Source organism: Sodalis sp. RH15 (assembly GCF_047324255.1).
Taxonomy (GTDB): Bacteria; Pseudomonadota; Gammaproteobacteria; order Enterobacterales; family Enterobacteriaceae; genus Acerihabitans; species Acerihabitans ligni.
The window spans coordinates 1301618-1319515 of the sequence record NZ_CP178738.1 but is presented as its reverse complement, the minus strand read 5'-3'; the positions used below and the strand labels follow the sequence as shown (position 1 = coordinate 1319515).

16 protein-coding genes are annotated in these 17898 nt (G+C 58.1%); 11 read left to right on the top strand and 5 right to left on the bottom strand.

From position 1 onward, the window contains the following. Positions 1–70: 70 nt before the first annotated feature. Entirely contained in the window at positions 71–1099 is a 1029-nt protein-coding gene (locus ACL2XO_RS06255; RefSeq protein WP_413742404.1) for an NAD(P)H-quinone oxidoreductase, read from the bottom strand. Between the two features lie 415 nt (positions 1100–1514). Here ACL2XO_RS06255 and ACL2XO_RS06250 point away from each other — a divergent pair, with 415 nt between their 5' ends. Further along, positions 1515–1931: a hypothetical protein gene (locus ACL2XO_RS06250; protein WP_413742403.1), complete on the top strand. Its 417-nt coding sequence runs from the start codon at positions 1515–1517 to the stop codon at positions 1929–1931. A 20-nt stretch (positions 1932–1951) separates the two neighbouring features. On the opposite strand, the gene ACL2XO_RS06245 is transcribed toward ACL2XO_RS06250, so the two are convergent. The 3 genes from ACL2XO_RS06245 to ACL2XO_RS06235 form a co-directional block, all read right to left on the bottom strand. Next, positions 1952–4333 (bottom strand): glycoside hydrolase family 19 protein, encoded by a 2382-nt coding sequence (locus tag ACL2XO_RS06245; RefSeq protein WP_413742402.1) that lies wholly within the window; start codon positions 4331–4333, stop codon positions 1952–1954. A 177-nt stretch (positions 4334–4510) separates the two neighbouring features. Further along, positions 4511–5296 (bottom strand): SDR family oxidoreductase, encoded by a 786-nt coding sequence (locus tag ACL2XO_RS06240; protein WP_132923285.1) that lies wholly within the window; start codon positions 5294–5296, stop codon positions 4511–4513. Between the two features lie 23 nt (positions 5297–5319). Beyond that, the gene (locus tag ACL2XO_RS06235) at positions 5320–6222 is read right to left on the bottom strand and encodes a GntR family transcriptional regulator (protein ID WP_413742401.1); all 903 of its coding nucleotides are present in this window, start codon (positions 6220–6222) and stop codon (positions 5320–5322) included. A gap of 196 nt (positions 6223–6418) precedes the next feature. Between ACL2XO_RS06235 and ACL2XO_RS06230 the strand changes: the two genes are divergently transcribed. From ACL2XO_RS06230 to ACL2XO_RS06200, 7 genes are read left to right on the top strand one after another with little or no spacing between them, the layout of a single operon-like run. Next, the gene (locus ACL2XO_RS06230) at positions 6419–7237 is read left to right on the top strand and encodes an ABC transporter substrate-binding protein (protein WP_132923287.1); all 819 of its coding nucleotides are present in this window, start codon (positions 6419–6421) and stop codon (positions 7235–7237) included. 32 nt (positions 7238–7269) lie between these two features. After that, positions 7270–7992 (top strand): amino acid ABC transporter permease, encoded by a 723-nt coding sequence (locus tag ACL2XO_RS06225; protein ID WP_132923288.1) that lies wholly within the window; start codon positions 7270–7272, stop codon positions 7990–7992. Between the two features lie 9 nt (positions 7993–8001). Continuing rightward, the gene (locus ACL2XO_RS06220) at positions 8002–8769 is read left to right on the top strand and encodes an amino acid ABC transporter ATP-binding protein (protein WP_132923289.1); all 768 of its coding nucleotides are present in this window, start codon (positions 8002–8004) and stop codon (positions 8767–8769) included. 25 nt (positions 8770–8794) lie between these two features. After that, positions 8795–9970, top strand: a complete 1176-nt coding sequence (locus tag ACL2XO_RS06215) for a M20 family metallopeptidase (protein ID WP_413743041.1) — start codon at positions 8795–8797, stop codon at positions 9968–9970. After that, a complete protein-coding gene (locus tag ACL2XO_RS06210; protein WP_413742400.1) occupies positions 9967–11061 on the top strand; it encodes a mandelate racemase/muconate lactonizing enzyme family protein in 1095 nt (364 codons plus the stop codon). The genes ACL2XO_RS06215 and ACL2XO_RS06210 overlap by 4 nt, the downstream gene beginning before the upstream one ends. Then, on the top strand, positions 11061–12236 hold the full coding sequence (locus ACL2XO_RS06205) for a M24 family metallopeptidase (RefSeq protein ID WP_132923291.1): 1176 nt from the start codon (positions 11061–11063) through the stop codon (positions 12234–12236). The genes ACL2XO_RS06210 and ACL2XO_RS06205 overlap by 1 nt, the downstream gene beginning before the upstream one ends. Positions 12237–12282: 46 nt before the next feature. Continuing rightward, positions 12283–13206 (top strand): dihydrodipicolinate synthase family protein, encoded by a 924-nt coding sequence (locus ACL2XO_RS06200; RefSeq protein ID WP_413742399.1) that lies wholly within the window; start codon positions 12283–12285, stop codon positions 13204–13206. Between the two features lie 85 nt (positions 13207–13291). Here ACL2XO_RS06200 and ACL2XO_RS06195 read toward each other — a convergent pair whose 3' ends face one another. Continuing rightward, positions 13292–14512, bottom strand: a complete 1221-nt coding sequence (locus ACL2XO_RS06195) for a glutamine amidotransferase-related protein (protein WP_413742398.1) — start codon at positions 14510–14512, stop codon at positions 13292–13294. Between the two features lie 115 nt (positions 14513–14627). On the opposite strand from ACL2XO_RS06195, the gene ACL2XO_RS06190 reads away from it, so the two are divergent. The 3 genes from ACL2XO_RS06190 (at position 14628) to umuC (ending at position 17886) form a co-directional block, all read left to right on the top strand. Continuing rightward, positions 14628–15836, top strand: a complete 1209-nt coding sequence (locus tag ACL2XO_RS06190; protein ID WP_413726659.1) for a pyridoxal phosphate-dependent aminotransferase — start codon at positions 14628–14630, stop codon at positions 15834–15836. A gap of 347 nt (positions 15837–16183) precedes the next feature. Beyond that, positions 16184–16615, top strand: coding sequence for a translesion error-prone DNA polymerase V autoproteolytic subunit (gene umuD, locus ACL2XO_RS06185; RefSeq protein ID WP_203522713.1), 432 nt, complete (start codon positions 16184–16186; stop codon positions 16613–16615). Between the two features lie 2 nt (positions 16616–16617). Further along, the gene (gene umuC, locus ACL2XO_RS06180; protein WP_413726658.1) at positions 16618–17886 is read left to right on the top strand and encodes a translesion error-prone DNA polymerase V subunit UmuC; all 1269 of its coding nucleotides are present in this window, start codon (positions 16618–16620) and stop codon (positions 17884–17886) included. The last annotated feature ends 12 nt before the right edge of the window (positions 17887–17898 follow it).

Here is a 17898-nt window from a genome sequence, read left to right as displayed (position 1 = left end):
GCTTGCAGATTGACAAGACAGACAACGTGCCCGATGCGGGCACGTCTGTCTAAAATCCGGCTATTTCCTTTCAGACCAACAGGTCGGCGTAACCCGGCGTCACCAGCATTATCTTGCCGATATGCGTGCTGGCCTCCATCGTGGTATGGGCATCGCAGGCCCGGTATAAAGGAAAAGTGCTATCGATTAGCGGCTGCAAACGGCCATCCGCCAGCAACGGCCAGACTTTCTCCAGCAAATCAGCGGCAATGGCCGCTTTTTCCTCAATTGACCTTGGACGTAACGTGGTGCCGGTGTGGGTCAAACGTTTGGATAACAACGGCATCAAATTGAGTTCCCTGGCCGGACCGTGCTGTATACCGATTTGCAAAATACGTCCTTCCACCGCCGCGGCGGCATAGTTTCTCGCCACATAATCGCCGGCGACCAAATCCACAATCACATCCGCGCCGTGCCCGCCGGTCAGCCGTTTCGTTTCGGCGACAAAATCATGGGTGCGGTAATTAATGGCGCTGTCGGCGCCAAGCTTAATGGCCGCCGCGCATTTTTCCTCCGACCCCACGGTGGTCAGGACCGTGGCGCCGAACGCTTTTGCCAGCATGATGGAAACCGTACCGATACCGGAGGTCCCGCCATGCACCAGCAGGATTTCGCCGGCCTGGAGTTTCCCGCGCTGGAACAGGTTGGCCCAGACGGTAAAAAATGTCTCCGGCAGCGCCGCCGCCTGCAATAAAGAGAAGCCGCGTGGGATAGGGAGCGCGTTGGTTTCATGGACGACGCAATATTCGGCGTAACCGCCGCCGGCAATCAGGGCGCAGACCTTATCTCCCACCGCAAAACGGCTGACATCCGGGCCCACGGCCACCACTTCACCGGCGATTTCCAGTCCGGGAATCAGGGAGGCGCCAGGAGGGGGCGGATATGATCCCGCCCGTTGCATCACATCGGGACGGTTGACCCCCGCCGCCGCCACTCTCACCAGCAAATAACCCGCATCCGGCCGGGGAACCGGCATTTCAATAGCCACTAATTGCTCCGGTCCGCCGGGCTGTTTGATATCAATCGCTTGCATTACTGAGGGAATGGCAATAGCAGTCATGACTCTTGTCCTGTTAGGGTAGATTATAGGGATAATAGCCCTATGCCGTGGCAACGGCAAAGCGGATAAAGGGTATGACTGTGCTCGCTCTGATCGCTAAGGTGAGTCGGGGGATATACAGGCAAGTGAACAAACTCACCGAGCAGAGTTGACAAGTCTCAAACCAGAAAGTCCAAATCGGACAGGTTGATGTAATTGGACTTTTGCAAAATCTTACTTGAAGCCTCATAAGGTTTAAAGTTATCCTATTCAGATAAATTTTATTACCCTTAATATTTACAACAACATTTTTCATCCAAAACTGATATGAAATCATTCAAATCTCTTTTATTCAAAGGCTATCTAGATCAAGTCTATCAGACTCAGGATATTGTTTTTATAGAAATGCATAGCATTAAAATTAATAGGCACCCTCATGAAAATTAATTTTTTTTATTCTTTAATATTTTATTTCATCATTTTTTCTGCACAAGCTGGAAAGGACGAATTAATATTTAGTTGCAAAACCGATAATAACCAGCATATATCAGTAATCAAAAATGGAGAGATCCTTGAATACAAATTTGGTAAACAATTAAATCATCCAAGCTTGAAAATAGTCACAACAACAAAAAATGTGATAAAAGATTTCGAAAATGCAGAAGGTCGTTATACTACGAATTCAATTGGATTCAAAAACAAAGAATATGTCTACTATGTGGTTTTTCAAGCGGATAGAATTGAAGAGAATAAACAAAGTTATTATATTAATGTTGAAAAAAATCAAAAAAATATCGCGACAATATATTGTATTATAAACACAGTTAAAGATAATATCTTAGAATTGGAATAAAAAATACTTTCGGTTAACGCTTAGAAATCAAAAACATTCCCATTGACAAATTGAGTTAAATTATTATATCTCGCTTTTTTAGAGTCAGTATATTTATTGATAACTTTACTGATTTCACATGATGCCTCCCAATTAATTCCTCTATCAGCAATAAGATAAAGATGATTTTTATCCCAATAAGCAAGAGCAGAACGTACCGTATATTTTATATTTGATAAAATTTCAGGATTCATAACAAAGTCAACCACCTCACCCCATTTGCTTGTATGATAATCGGTAAACATCTTATAGTTATCTTTGAAGGTCAATTGCTTCATTCCTCTCCCTCTATATCGCCAACCATCACCGATATTGTCATTACCACCTCTTCCACCATAGGCCTTATTTGCTATTGTTTCTTGTTGGGCTGGATGCGCCGAATTTCTGCCATCTTCAGTTGCTTCATGTCGGTGATTTCTATAATACTTGAATTGAACTATAAGCCCTTCGGGAGGATAATCCAATGATTCAATAATCCGAAATCTAAACCCCACCTCCTGATAAACTTGCGCCATAAAATGATATAGTCGGTTTTTTGTATTCAGATGACAGCGTTCCAAATTAGCATTTAATTCATCCGCAACTCCCTGCAAGGTTTCATCACTGGCGTATTTTGAATCTGTCCAAATTTTACGCAGCATTTCAAGCGTAATCGGGCCAGCATTTTTCGTAGATATCGCCTCCAAAAACGTCACCGGATGCAAATGCCACAGCGCCTCGCTGCTGCGTATCTCCGGCACGTCCTTCATCCATACCAGCGCATCTATAAACTGCCGGTTGTAAAGCGCCAGGGCCGGCTGATGTTTGCCCTGCTCATCCAGCGCTGCCCGCCACAGCGCCGACATTCCGTCATGCAGCCATTCGCTGTGGTGCTTGACAATAAGACGCTGAACCTGCTTGAGAATATGTGATTGCCGGTTGTGCAGAAACTGCCACAGTCTTTTACTGAATTTTTCCCCATCGCTTTCGAACTCCATCTCCTTGAGCAGCCGCTGGTAGCCCTCGATGTAGGTTAACGAATACATATCGCGGGTGTTCTGTTGCGCCAGCTCGGCGAGCCGCTGAAATCCCTGCCGCAGCCAGCCCTCTCGGGGCGTTTGTCGCACGGTCCGCGGCGGCTCATCCTGCTCCAGCAGGATAAATCCGCGCTTTGCCAGGTCAAACTGATTGACTACGGTCACGTCGCTCTCGGCCAGCCAGGACCTCTCCGCCGGAATCTCATACCACGCGTTATCCCCGGACTTCTGCCAGCGGGTTTTGCTTCGTGGAGTGAAGCGTTCTTCGCCGGTAAGTACCGGGTCGTCGCCGATGACGGACGCCACAAAGGTATTATCCCGCTCCCGGTGGAAATAGCGCGGCTTGCCACGGGGGGAATGAATAAAGGGCTCCCCGGCGGTAACCCCGGCCCGGTTGGCCACAAAATCCGGCAGCCGGCTGTCCTGGCTGAACACCTCAAGATGGCAGAAATGATGCGGGGCGCTGTGGGGCGATTCCAGATAGCCGAGGTGGCCGATAATCTCGCCGGCGCTGACCGGCAGCACGTTGTCGCCGGCCAGGGCGACCACCTCGTTGAATACGCCTTTTTTCCGGGCCGCTTTCATCCAGCGGGGAAGCGCGCCGGCGCCGCCCCGGCGTTTAAGATACTTCTCCTGCCCCGATATCCAGCCGCTCTCTCCCACCGCCAGCCCGGCGGATACCCCTTCGGGCACGGACATGACCCGCACGTACACAAACGGCACGGCCCGGCGGTCCAGCAGAAAGGTCGCCTCCTCCAGGATTTCCACCGTGCTGAGCCGAGGCAACTGCGTGTAGGTATCCCGCGGGGCCGGGTAACGGTTTTGCACATCGTAACAGGTCCGCGCCTGCGCCCCGTCGCCGCCGGGCAGTCCCTGCCGCACCCAGCCCGGCGCGGGATTGTCCCGGCGGACCTTAAGCGCCGTGGCGGCCACCTCGCCGATGACGGTGTCGCTCGCGCCGTACACCGACAGCGGCGCCAACTGCATCCACAGGGTATAAAAATCCAGCCCGTGCGCCGGTCTGGCCTTATCGGGCACGCAGGTGGATTTCACCAGAATAAACGTCGTGCTGAATTTCAGGGCGCGTTTGTTGTGGGCGGCGGCGCGGTAATCGTCGTTGAGCCGGTAGGCCACGATATGGCCGTCGGTCATGCTTTTCAGGCCGTGACCGGCCGGGCCGTCGGGACGGTAAATTGCCCCGGGGACGAAGCTGTCGAAAAGATGGAGGCCGCCGTGCCAATGGCCCTGCGATTTGAGCAGCCAAAAGGCATCGCCCTGGGTGCCCTGCAGGGCTGACATGAATTCGCTTGCCGATGAATACCCATCCGTGGGCAGTACCGTTTTCATCCTGAATGACCTCGTGAAAATGCACAGGTTATCCGCGCACCCTTCCCGTCATTGATTCAAGGACAAATGGCACCGGACAGCGCCCAGCTTATCCGCACGATAGTCTCAATATCTTAAACCGCGGCATATCCCAGGGGATTTGCCGCCGCATTCCGGCACCAGGAGATGATCCAATCCTTAGCAGGCGGGGATCATGCCGCCGTCTACGCGCAGTACGGATCCGGTGATGTAGGAAGCCTGCCGGCTGGCGAGAAACGCCACCGCCGAGCCATACTCTTCCGGCTCGCCGTAACGGCCCGCCGGAATCGTCGCCAGGCTATTGGCCTTTACCTGCTGCTGACTGATATTCTCGCGCCCGGCGCGGGCGGCATCCAGCTGGCTGACACGGGCGGTGGCGATACGGCCCGGGACAATAACGTTGGCGGTAATGCCCTCGCGCGCCACTTCACCGGCCAGGGTTTTTGACCAGCCGATCAGCGCCATCCGCAGGCTGTTGGATATCGCCAGATTGGCAATAGGCGCCACGACGCCGGAAGACGTGCTGGTCACAATCCGGCCCCATCCCGCCTGGCGCATATCCGGCAGCACTTTATCGGTCAGTTGAATCAGCGACGCCACCATGGCGTTAAACTGCTCCTGCCAGACCCGCGGCTCGACGCCGCTGGCTTTGCCGGGGGGCGGTCCGCCGGAATTGTTCACCAGAATACCGATGGGGCCGAGATCCCGGCGGATCTCCGCCAGCACGCCGTCAAACGTCTCCGGCCGGGCCAGATCCAGGATATAGCGCCGCGCCCGACCGCCGGCCTGCTCAATAAGCGCTACGGTTTCCTCTATGGTGGCCGCCGTGCGGCCGGTTACCGCCACGGCAGCCCCCTCAGCCGCCAGCGCCAGCGCGATGGCGCGTCCGAGACCTCCGCCGGCCCCGGTAACCAGCGCCACTTTGTCATTTATCGCGAAATTCATATTCTTCTCTCTTTCTTGGCAAGCTAGGTATTTTTTTTACTGACTTTATCCGCCACCATGTCGTAAGCGGACTGCAGGTGATGGCGCATTTTCTCCGCCGCCTGGGCCATTTCGCCATCGCGTATCGCGTCCATAATGGACACATGCTCTTCACACCACTCCCTCACCCGCTGCCGGTTGGTATAGCTGCCGAACTCCAGCAGCCGGCGCAGACGGTTTTGCTGCTGGATAGCCTGCAGGACAAAAAAATTGCCGCTGCATTCCGCCAGCAGTTCGTGGAAGCTGGCATCGGTTTCAAAGATCTGGCGGCTCTCCACCTGAGTGATATCGGGGTGGGAAATCAGGAACAGGTGTTGCAAACGCAGCCGTTTCAGGGCGCGTTTATCCGCCTTGAACCCCGGCGTCAGCAAATTGGCGGGTTCGATCATCAGTCGGAAACCGTAGCCGTTGCGCAAAGCCACATCGGTGTTGAGCGTAGGCTGAAAACGCCAGCCATGGCCCTGGTTGCGTGCGATAAGGCCGTCCTCCGCCAGGCGCAGCAAAGCCCGGGACAATACTCCCCGATCGGCATCGTAGCGTTGGGCAATGTCGGTCTGGGTCAAGGATTCGGGTAAAATGCCGGCGATACGATCTTTCACCAACTGTTCGTAAAGCTCCTGATCGGTGCTGGAAGGCACGTCGATTTTAATCCGTTGCAGTTCGTCATAGGGTTTTACCAGAAAAAACCCCTGGTTGCGGCGCGCTTCCAGAATGCCCAGGCCGGTGAGTAAATTCAGACCGGCACGCACCGGCGTGCGCGATACGCCGATGGTATCGGCCAACTGTTGTTCCCGTAAATGATGACCTGGCTCGAATCTTGCTTCACATATCAGGTCAAGGATTTGATTCGCCAACCGCCGGCTGGTAGCCGTAGAACGCTGCTCCATGGGATAAACGCCCTGATTAATGTATTTATTGACTTATAATATACAATATTGCGGTCGGCGAACAGACAAGAATAGACCTGAATACTGCCCTAATCTGGTGCGGAAAGCGCACCAAAACAGAGCAGTTAACTATCTTCATAATTGTATTAATTGACTCACAAAGAGCAATCCAATCATTTGAAAACCGGAGCCCGTTATGACCAAGAAAGCCCCATTACGCCGTTATGCCCTGATGTCATTGGTTGTCACCTGCCTGAGCGTATCGTTCTTCAGCCGGGCGGCGGAGCCTGAATGGGTAGAAAAAGGCCGCATGACCTACGGCACCGCCGCGACCTTTATGCCGTTTGAATTCACTAAAGACAATACCATCACTGGATTCGATATCGATTTGATCAATGCGCTGGCGAAGAAACTGTCTTTGACGCCCGCGCCGCTTTCTATGGAGTTTAAGGGGTTGATTCCTGCGCTGCAAGGCAAGCGCATCGATCTCATCAATTCGGCCATGTACATCAATCCCGCCCGTGCGGAGCAGGTTGATTTCGTGCCCTATCTGAAAATCGGCGGCCGGGTTGTGGTGCGTAAAGGTAATCCGGCCAAGATAACCGGACGCGACCATTCCTTGTGCGGCAAAAATGTTGCCGTCACCCTGGGGGGCATCGAAGAGAGCCAGGCGCGGGCGGATAACAAGAACTGCCTGGCCGCCGGTCTGAAGGAGATTAACGTCATGACCTTCCCCGCCGCCACCGATTCCGCCGTATCCGTCGCCCAGGGCAGGGCCGACGCCGAGTTCGTTTCCACCCCCGGCGCGGTGGCGCTGCTGAGCGAAAAAGGCGATGTATTCGAGACCACCGGTCCGGAGTTTGAATCCGACACCCATATCGGCTTTGCGGTGCGCAAAGGCGATGCCGCCATGAAGCAAACCCTGGAAACCGGCCTGAAGGCGGTGGTAGCGGACGGAACCTATAAGCAATTAATTGATAAATGGAAATTTCCCGCTTCCGTATCAATCTTTTAAAGACCCGGGGCAACGCGTTATGAGGAAAAGGTATGTCCATTGATCTTGTCTGGCAATATTTGTGTTCACCGGCATTCTTCCAGGGCGCGGTAATGACCCTGCTGCTGACCCTGTGTTCGCTGTTTTTCGGCGTCGTGATGGGACTTATTCTGGCGTTGCTGCAGGAGTCGCGTTTCAGAGCCGGCCCGGCGCTGGCCTTTGTCTATCTTTGGCTGTTTCGCGGTACGCCGGTGCTATTCCAGATAATCTTTGTCTACAACGTACTGCCGACATTCGGACTGCGCTTCTCCGCCTTTACCTGCGCGGTGCTCGCGCTATCCCTGAATGAAGGCGCCTATATGGCCGAGATTCTGCGCTCCGGTCTGCAGGCGGTGAGAAGCGGCCAGCGCACCGCCGGCATGGCGCTGGGCATGACCGGCGGCCAGATCATGCGCAAGGTGGTACTGCCCCAGGCGGCGCGCATCGTGCTGCCGCCTATGGGCAACCAGATGATCAGCATGTTGAAATCCAGCGCCCTGGTCTCGGTGATTGCGGTACAGGAACTGCTGCTGGTGGCCAACCAGACCGCCAGCGCCAGCTTCCGCTATTTTGAGGCCCTGTGCGCGGCGGGTATTTATTATCTGGTGCTCACCAGCCTGTTTATGGTGTTCCAGGCGTGGCTGGAGCGTGCGCTTGATCCGAAAAAACGCCGCAAGCCCGCGGGTTCGCTTACGGATCGGCTGATCCGCGCCGCCCGCCAGCCGGCCCCACGCTAAGGAGCCCTTATGGAACCAATAACTGTAAATCCTTTAACTACCGCTAAACCCATGCTGGAAATTATCGGCATCGACAAGTTTTTCGGCCGTAACCACATTCTTAAAAATTGCTCGATTAACGTACATAAAGGGGAAACGGTGGTGCTCATCGGGCCCTCTGGCTCAGGTAAATCCACCCTGCTGCGCTGCGTGAATCTGCTGGAGCCGGTGGACGGGGGCGCCATATTTTTCGGTAACCAGGAAATCACCGCCGCCGAGGTGGTGCCGCACCGGATCCGGCAGGAGATCGGTATGGTATTTCAAAACTATGAGCTGTTTTCTCACCTGTCGGCGGCGGAGAACATCATGCTCGCCCCGATGACGGTGTTGGGCATGAGCCGGGCCGATGCCCACGACATCGCGTTGGAACTGCTGGGCAAGGTGCGTATTCCCGATAAAGCCGATGCCTTTCCCGATGAGCTGTCCGGCGGACAGCAGCAGCGGGTGGCCATTGCCCGCGCCCTGGCGATGAAGCCCAAGCTGATGCTGTATGACGAGCCCACCTCGGCCCTGGATCCGGAAATGATCCGCGAAGTGCTGGATGTCATGACCGATCTGAGCGCCGAAGGCATGACCAGCGTGGTGGTTACCCATGAGATGGGATTCGCCAAACGGGCCGCTAACCGCATCGTGTTTATGGAGCGCGGTGAAATCATTGAAAACGCCACCGGCCGGGATTTCTTCGGTGGGGATGTCAGCGAGCGCGCCCAGCGCTTTCTCGATCAGATTTTACATTAAGAAGGGTGTCATTTTGGAGAAGACCATGATTTGCGCCGAGCCCGATATCGCTCGCATGAAACAGGATCTTGCCGCCCTGGTGGCGGTCAATACCGAAAATCCTCCCGGCCGCGAACGGGAAGCGGCGGAGCTTATCGCCGGTTTGCTGGCGGATGCCGGTTTTGATCTGAGCTACAGCGAGTATCAGCCCGGCCGCACCAACGTTATCGCCGTGCTCAACAATGGCGAGGGTCCCTGCTTTGCCTTCAATACCCACATCGATGTGGTGCCGGCCGGTGAAGGCTGGTCCACGGATCCCTTTACGCTGACGGAACGGGAGGGCCGCCTGTACGGGCGCGGCTCCTGCGACGCCAAGGGTCCGCTGGTGGCCATGCTGGAGGCGATGCGTCAGATGGCCGCCCATCGCCACAAGTGGTCCGGCACGCTGATGGGGGTATTTGTGGCTGATGAAGAGGCGGCCAGCGAAGGGGCGAAATTTTATGTCCGCAACAATCCGCCGGCCATCGACTTTGCGGTGATTGGCGAACCCACCTCCAACGCCACCTTCTCAGCCCATAAAGGCAGCCTGCGGCCCTGGGTGCGGGTGGAAGGCGTCACCGCCCACTCCGGCACGCCGGATCTGGGAGAGAATGCGATCTTCCGCGCCGGGCAGTTGCTGGGCTTGATCGAAGAGCAGCATCATACCGAGGTGAAATGCCGCTGCCATCCGCTGGTGGGATCCGCCAGCCTGACGGTTACCCGTATCCAGGGCGGCCATGCCGATAATGTCCTGCCCGGCGCCTGCGACATCCTGCTGGATCGCCGCATGGTGCCCGGCGAGGATGAAGAGGTGGTGAAACAGGAGCTGGAACACCTGCTGACGGTGGCTCGCGAACGTTTCGGCGTGCGGGCCGGCGTCTTGCGGTACCAGCCCACCACCGGCGGCGCCACCGAAACCGCCGCCGATGAAGCCATTGTTCAGGCCGGCCTGGCGGCCTGCCGTGCCCATGGCCAGTCTGAGCCGGGGCCCTTCGGTTTTCAGGGCGGCTGCGATCTGGTGCATTTTCGCAGCCTCGGCACCAAGGGCATCGTCATCGGGCCGGGCTCGCTGGCGGTAGCGCATAAACCCGACGAGTTCGTGCCGTTGGATGAATTTATCAATGCCGGCCGGATTTATCAGCAGGTGGCCTGCGCTATGCTGCCCGCGGAGAACGCCAAGTGAAAGCCGCTCTTTATCGCGCCGATCTGCACTATCGGGGACTGCAGCTGCATACCGCCTCTTCCGGCAGCATCCCCGCCCTTGAGTCGCTCTATCTGGTACTGGACGACGGCCACGGCAGGGGCATCGGGGAAGTCAGGCTGAATATCGCCTACCTCAACGGTTTTACCGCCGAACAGGTCATGGCGGATGTGCGCCGGGCCCTCGCCGGCCAAGACTGGTCGTTGCCCGCCGCCACGCTGCTGGAGCATTCGGAATCGACGCTATCCCCTTACCTGGCGCCGACCCGCATGCTGCTGGATCTGGCGCTGCATGATATGGCCGCCGCCCAAGCGGGTACCAGCGTGGCCGGACTATTAGGCGCGCCGGAGGCGTTTCCCGTGTCTTCCGCCACCAACCAAACCCTGTTCTGGAGCACGCCGGAGGTCTTTTTGCAGCAGGCCGAGGCCTATGTGGCGCGGGGCTTCACCCAGCTCAAAGTCCGCATCGCCATCGGCACGCCGGAGCAGGATATCCAGCGTCTGGCGACGCTGCGTGACCGTTTCGGCGATCGCATCCATCTGGCCGCCGATGCCAACGGCCAGTGGACGCCCGAACAAGCCGCTGAACGTCTGCGAGCCTTGGCGCCTTTCGGCCTGAGCTATGTGGAGCAGCCCATCGGGCCCCAGTGGCCGGATGAAATCCCCCGGCTGGCGGAGCACAGTCCCATCCCCTGGATGCTGGATGAAAGCGTCAGCTGCGAGGCCGACGTCGACCGGGTCATTGCCCTTCAGGGCAAGGTTTGGGCCCATCTGAAGCTGGTGAAGCTCGGCGGCATCGCCCCGACGGTGCGGGCCGCCCGGCGGCTGCGGGACGCCGGCATCCCCTTTATGATTGGCCAAATGAACGAAGGCGCCGCCGCCACCGCCGCGGCGCTTCAGGTGGCTTACCTCACCCAGCCCCGCTTTGCCGAACTCTATGGCGCCGACGGCATTATCGACGATCCGGTCAGCGGGGTGATCTACGGCCGGGGCCAGGTCAGCTGTTCTTATTCCACCGGTCTGGGTATTCATTTTGATGCGGGCCGGGCTGTGTTTATTCAGGAGTTTAACTAATGCAAAACGTGGGTAATATTGTCCAGGGCAGTCAATCCGCTTTCGCCCCGGAAGAGTACCGTGGCCGGGTACAGCGGGCGCGCCGGCTGCTGACCGATGCCGGTCTGGACCTGATGATCATCACCGGACCGGAGAATATTTTCTACCTCACCGGCCAGCAGACGCCGGGGTATTACACTTTCCAGGCCATGGTCCTGCCGGTTGACGGCGAGCCGGTGTTTGTTATCCGGCAGCTGGAATATTTCAATTTTATCTCCAATACCTTTATCAGCGACGCCGCCATCTACCAGGACGGGGATAATCCGGTGAATTTCCTGCTGGAGGTGCTGCGCGGACGGGGATGGCTCGATAGCCGCATCGGTATCGATAAACGGGGCTGGTTCCTGCCCATCAGCGTCTATGAGGCCTTGCAGGAAAAACTGGGGGTTATCCATGACGCGGCGGGCATCGTCGAACAGCTGCGGGCGGTGAAGTCGCCGGCGGAAATCGAAAAAATGGCGCTGGCCGCGCGCTATGTGGATGCCGGCATGAAAGCGGGCCGCGATGCCATTGCCGCCGGCGCCACCGAGAACGACCTGGTGGCCGCCATGATGGGACAGGCCATCGCCGCCGGCTCGGAATATGTCGGCATGGAACCGCTGGTCTCCACCGGACCGCGCAGCGGCGTGCCGCACGGTACCTGGCGCCGCCGCCGCATCGCCGCGGGGGATGCGGTATTTCTGGAAATGTCCGCCACCCACGATCGCTATCATGCCGCGCTGATGCGTTCCGCCTGGCTGGGCACCCCGCCCGCCGTCGCGCTGGATATGGAGAAGACCTGCCAGGAAGCCTTGCAGGCCGCCCTGGACGCCATCCGTCCCGGCGCTACCTGCGAAACCCCGCATATCGCCTGCCAGCGGGTGATTGACCGCGCCGGCTATACCGAAAACTTCAAAAAACGCACCGGCTATTCCATCGGCATCGCCTTTGCGCCGGACTGGGGCGAAGGGGCGATCCTGAGCCTCTATAGCGGCATCACCACCGAACTGCGGCCGGGCATGACGTTCCATATCCCGCCGGCGCTGCGGGTTTACGGGGAATTTACCGTCGGCGTCAGCGAAACCATTGTCGTCACCGAAACCGGCTACCGGGTACTGGGTTCAACCGAGCGTCCGCTCTATCAGTTAGGGTCATAATCGCCGGGGGTGGCCTGCCACCCCCATTTTATCAAAGGAAATTGCAATGAAAGATTTGGTCGAAAGCCGCGAACGCCTGAAGGGCATTTTTAATATTACCGTTACGCCCTTCACCGCCGACGGCGAGATTGATTTTGACGGACTCTGCCGCAACGTGGAGCGCGTCATTACCCTGGGGTATGACGGCATTCTTATCGGCGGCACCTATGGGGAATTCCCTACGCTCACGGTGGCCGAACGGGCCGCTATCTTCCGCCGGGTGATGGATTTGGTGAATGACCGGGTACCGGTCATGCTGTGCAGCGCCGGTTCCGATCCCCGGGCGGTGAAGGAGCTGACGGCCCTGGCGGGGGATCTCGGCGGCCTGCCGATGGTGACGCCGCCGTTTGTTTCAGAGGTCACCGACGAGCAGATCGTCAGCTTTTTCAAACAGATGGCGCCCTTATCCCGCACCGGCATCCTGGTGTATAACGCGCCGGGCATCGGCATCACCCTGGCGCCGGCCCTGCTGGAACAGCTGGCGGACATTCCGCAGGTGGTGGGGATCAAACAGGGCGACCTGAATCCCACCGTTATCGACCAGTTGGCTAATCGCCTGTCGGGACGCCTGCGGCTGTTTTGCGCCTCTGATCTGGCCTTCCTGGGGCCGATGATGTGCGGATTCGACGGCATCAGCAGTACCAACAGCGGCGCGCTGCCGGAGCTTATCCTGGCGGCCTATCGGGCGCTGGAACGGGGAGATGCCCATACCGCGCGGGATTTGCATCGTCTGTGGTACGGCTACCGGGGTCTGGCGCGCCGTTTCGGCCAGCCGCAATTGGTCAAGGCCGCCATGAACCTGCGCGGTTTCGACGGCGGACATGTGCGTTCGCCGCTGATAGACGTGGCCGAACCGGTGATAGCCCAGCTTAAGGAAGAATTAACCAGGCTGGCGGCGGACAGCCGCAGCGGCGTGGTTTTGAAAAACTGAAATCGCGGGCGGGCATATGCCATGTCCGCCCGCGAGGCATGACGTCTGGAGTACGGTGCGGCGCCGGCAGAAACGGGCGGATATATCAACGCCCCGACAAGGCGGCCTGTTTCAGCCAGGCCATGATAAGCGGGTGTGCCGCCGCCGGGGCGGAGGTCAGTTCGGGATGTCCCTGTACGCCGAGATAAAACGGATGGTCGGCCAGTTCGATGCCGTCGGCGATGGCGCCGGCGCTATCGGTGGCGCTCACCGTCAGGCCGCAGCGGGGAAGCATCTCCAGCAGATCGGGATTGAGCTGATAGCGGTGGTTATAGCGCAGCCGGTTATCTGTCGCCAGGATGGACGCCAGCCGGCTGCCGGTACGCAGCCGCATGTCATGCTCCCCGGAGCGATGCACGCCATAGCGGTTCGGATCCCGCAGCGGCACAAAGGTTTTCACCGGCGCGTCCGGGTCGGCTTCCTGCAGGTTGGCCCGCCGTAATGCCGGCAGCTGTTGCAGGGCGGCGGTGGCCATGGTCTGCATGCCCAGGCATAACCCGAGGGTGGGTATGCCCTGTTGCAGGGCATAACGCGCCACCGCCAGCTGTCCGGACACATTGCCCATATCCGCGCCGCCGGGCAGCAGTATCCCCGCCACCGTTGCCGGCAGCAGGCCATCATCCGGCGACAGCGTTTTGGGCGGGACGAACAGCACGTCAAGGGTAATGCCCAGTGCGTCGGCGGCATCCCCCAGGGCCGCCAGGGTGGCGGGATAGGCGGCGGCCTGATCCTGCCTTGCGCCGATAAGGGCGATGCGGAGTTTTCCCGCGCCGCGGGTGGAATGCGGCGGCGAGGACGGTGGCGACGTGGCATGCCAGCGGCCGAAGGTATCGGGTCGCCATTCGCCCTCGATGGCCGCGCCGCCGGAGCGGTCTTCCAGGACCAGGCGGCCCCGGCGGTTCACCGTATGCCAGAGACGGTACGGGACGCCGCCCTGCTCAAGCAACGGGATCAGGACGGATAAAGCGTCCCGCTGCGATGGTCCGATGGGCACCACGCAATCCTCCCGTGCCGCCCGCTGCGCGCAGGCGGAGGGGGTTAAGGCGGCGTCGGGCGAGCGGCCGGTCATGCGTTCAAGCCAGAGCAGCCCGCTGGTCACCAGCCCGCCGTGACGCAGCACATGCTGGCAGGCATCGGGAAACCGTCCGGTGTCGTAGTCCGCCGCCAGATGCAGCAGGGGGAGCTGGCGCTGCGCCGCCACGATCGCCGCCATCAGGCCGTACAGCGCGGGTTCCGGCGTGTCGTGCACCACCAGTAGGGTCGTCATGGATAGGTTCCTTTAGGGAATCAACAAAGGAAAGGCCGGTTCGGCCATGTTAATGTAAATTGAACTATATGTGTCAAATAATACAATTTTCTTATCCCACTTTGAAGAGGCATCCATGTCAGCAGAACTTATCGCCCGGCGTATGAAGCGCGTACGTCCCTCCCCCACCGCCGTGATTTCCGATATCGTGCGCGCCATGCAGCAAAACGGCATCGACATTATCAACCTGGGTGAGGGTGAGCTGGACTTCGATACTCCCCAATCTATCAAACAGGCGGGTATCGATGCTATCGAACGCGGCGACACCAAATACACCGCCGTATCCGGTACCGAGGCGCTGAAACGGGCCATTATCGGCAAATTCCAACGTGAAAACGGGCTGGTCTTCCAGCCGGAAGAGATCATTGCCGGATGCGGCGCCAAGCAGCTGATTTTTAATGCCTTCCTGGCAACAATCTCACCGGGCGATGAGGTTATCGTGCCGGCGCCTTACTGGGTTTCCTACCCGGACATGGTGGCCCTGGCCGAAGGCGAGCCCCGTATTGTCCCCTGCAGCGAGCAATCGGGCTGGAAATTGCAGGTCGCCGACCTGGCCGCCGCCATCACCCCCCGTACCCGTTGGCTGATATTGAATTCCCCCAATAATCCCACCGGCGCGGTGTATTCCCGCGAAGAGCTGCAAGCCCTGGCTAAGGTGCTGCTGGATTCTCCCCAGGTGATGATCCTGTCCGACGATATTTACGAACATATGCGCCACGATGCCGAGCCCTTTGTCACCCTGGCGCAAATCGAACCCCGCCTGCGAGACAGAACGCTGACGGTGAACGGCCTGTCGAAGGGCTACTCCATGACCGGCTGGCGTATCGGCTATGCCGGCGGCCCGGCCTGGCTTATCTCGGCCATGCAGATATTGCAATCCCAAAGTACCTCCAACCCCAGCTCCATCTCCCAGGCGGCGGCGGTTGAGGCGCTGACGACACCGGCCGTTTTCCACGCCGACTGGCTGCGGCGGCTGGCGGCCCGGCGCGCCGTGGTCATGTCGATGATTGCCGAGGTGCCGGGACTCGGCGCCGAATTACCGCCGGGGGCATTTTACGTGTTTGCCAACTGCCGGGGGATGCTGGGCAAACGTACGCCGCAAGGGAAGACAATAGACAGCGACAGCGATTTCGCCGCCTATCTGGTGGAGAATGCCCATGTGGCCACGCTGCAAGGGTCGGCCTTCGGCGCATCGCCCTATATCCGCATCGCCTATGCCATTGACGATGATCGCCTGCATGAAGCCTGCGCGCGCATCAAAAACGCCTGCCTGGCATTACAGTAGTAAAGTCCGGGTGCTTTTGCCCAGGGGATTAAAGGCAAGATCGCTGCGCTCTGGGTGAAATATAACAATACCGGCGGAACCGCCGCCGGCATATTTAATATAGGTTGGCTAATAATCAATGCCAAAATAACATCGCTTTTGATAAATAACTATACGAAACTAATGATTAGCATAGCTAATTAATTACCGTTAAACCTTTTGCTCATTCCCAATGATATTCTTATTTTTGATCTTTATATTAATCATAGAGCTAATTAACTTCCCGCCGAATCTCCTCAATCCCTGTCTTTTCAAACAAAACAATTTATTTATACTGGACACATAAACAGTATAAATGAGTTGAAAGAATGAAGATTATCGCAGACTTTTCCGGCGCCCATGCCATGCTGCCGGTGCTATCGCTCCCCTTGTTTGCCGATCAATGCCGGGCGGGCTTTCCTTCTCCGGCGCAGGACTATGTGGAAAAAACGCTCGACCTGAACGAGTATTGCATCCGCCATCCCAGCGCCACCTATTTTGTCCGCGCCAGCGGCGAATCGATGATTGAAGCCGGGATCGGCGACGGCGATTTATTGGTGGTGGATCGCGGTGAAACCGCCGGTCATGGCGATATCGTCATTGCCGCCGTCGATGGCGAATTCACCGTCAAACGGCTGTGCCTTAAGCCGCGCCTGGCGCTGCAACCGATGAATCCGGCCTTTCCGACGCTCTATCCCCAGCCGGATGCCTTGGAAATCTTCGGCGTGGTGCTGTACGCCATCCACAATACCCGGAACTAGCCATGTTTGCCCTGGCGGACGTGAACAGCTTCTACGCCTCCTGCGAAACGGTATTCCGGCCGGATCTGCAAGGGTTGCCGGTGGTGGTGCTGAGCAACAATGACGGCTGCGTCATTGCCCGTTCCCGAGAAGCCAAACAGCTTGGCATAAAAATGGGCCTGCCTTATTTTCAGCTGGGGGAATTGCTGCGCAAGCACCGCATCGCGATTTTCTCGTCCAACTATGCGCTGTATGCCGATATGTCGGCCCGGGTCATGTCTATTCTGGAAGCCATGGCGCCGCGCACCGAAATCTACTCCATTGACGAAGCCTGGATGGACGTTAGCGGCATCGAAGCCAGCATGCCCTACACGGAATTCGGCCATCGGGTGCGAACCAGGGTCCGGCAAGACACCGGCCTGACGGTAGGGGTAGGCATCGCCCGCACCAAAACCCTGGCTAAGCTGTGCAATCACGCGGCCAAACAGTGGCCGGCCACCGGCGGGGTAGTGGCTCTCAACGACCCGGCGCGCCTGCGCAAACTGATGTCGCTGGTGCCGGTGGAGGAGGTTTGGGGCGTGGGCCGCCGCATCTCCCGCCGGCTCAATGCCGTGGGGATTCATAACGCCTTGCAGCTGGCGGAATCGAATATTTCGTTTATCCGCAAGACTTTCAGCGTGGTATTGGAACGCACGGTGCGGGAACTGCAGGGAGAATCCTGTATCGCCCTGGAGGAGCAAACGCCGGTAAAGCAACAAATTGTCTGCAGCCGCTCGTTCGGCGGTCGCGTCACTGCCTTGGCCGATATGAGGCAGGCGGTTTGCCGCTATGCGGAGCGGGCGGCGGAAAAATTACGCCAGGAACAACAATACTGCCGGCAGATAGCCGTGTTTGTCCGCTCCTCGCCCTATGCCGTCAATGAACCTTATTATGCCAACGGCGCCAGCGAAAACCTGCTGACCGCCACCCAGGACACGCGGGATATAGTCGCCGCCGCCATGCGCGGGCTGGAACGGATTTGGAAAGAGGGACCGCGCTATGCCAAGGCCGGGGTAATGCTGAATGATTTTTCCCCGACCCGCCAGGCGCAACTGCATTTATTCGACGCCTGTCCCCCCCGGCGCGCCAGTATGGAGCTGATGGCGGTGCTGGATAAAATCAACCACACCGGCATCGGCCGGGTCTGGTTCGCCGGTCAAGGCATTGCCCCCTCATGGGCGATGCGCCGGGATATGTTATCCCCCGCCTATACCACCCGCTGGGGGGAATTACCCACAGCCAGGCTTTGCTGATGTTCGGATTCG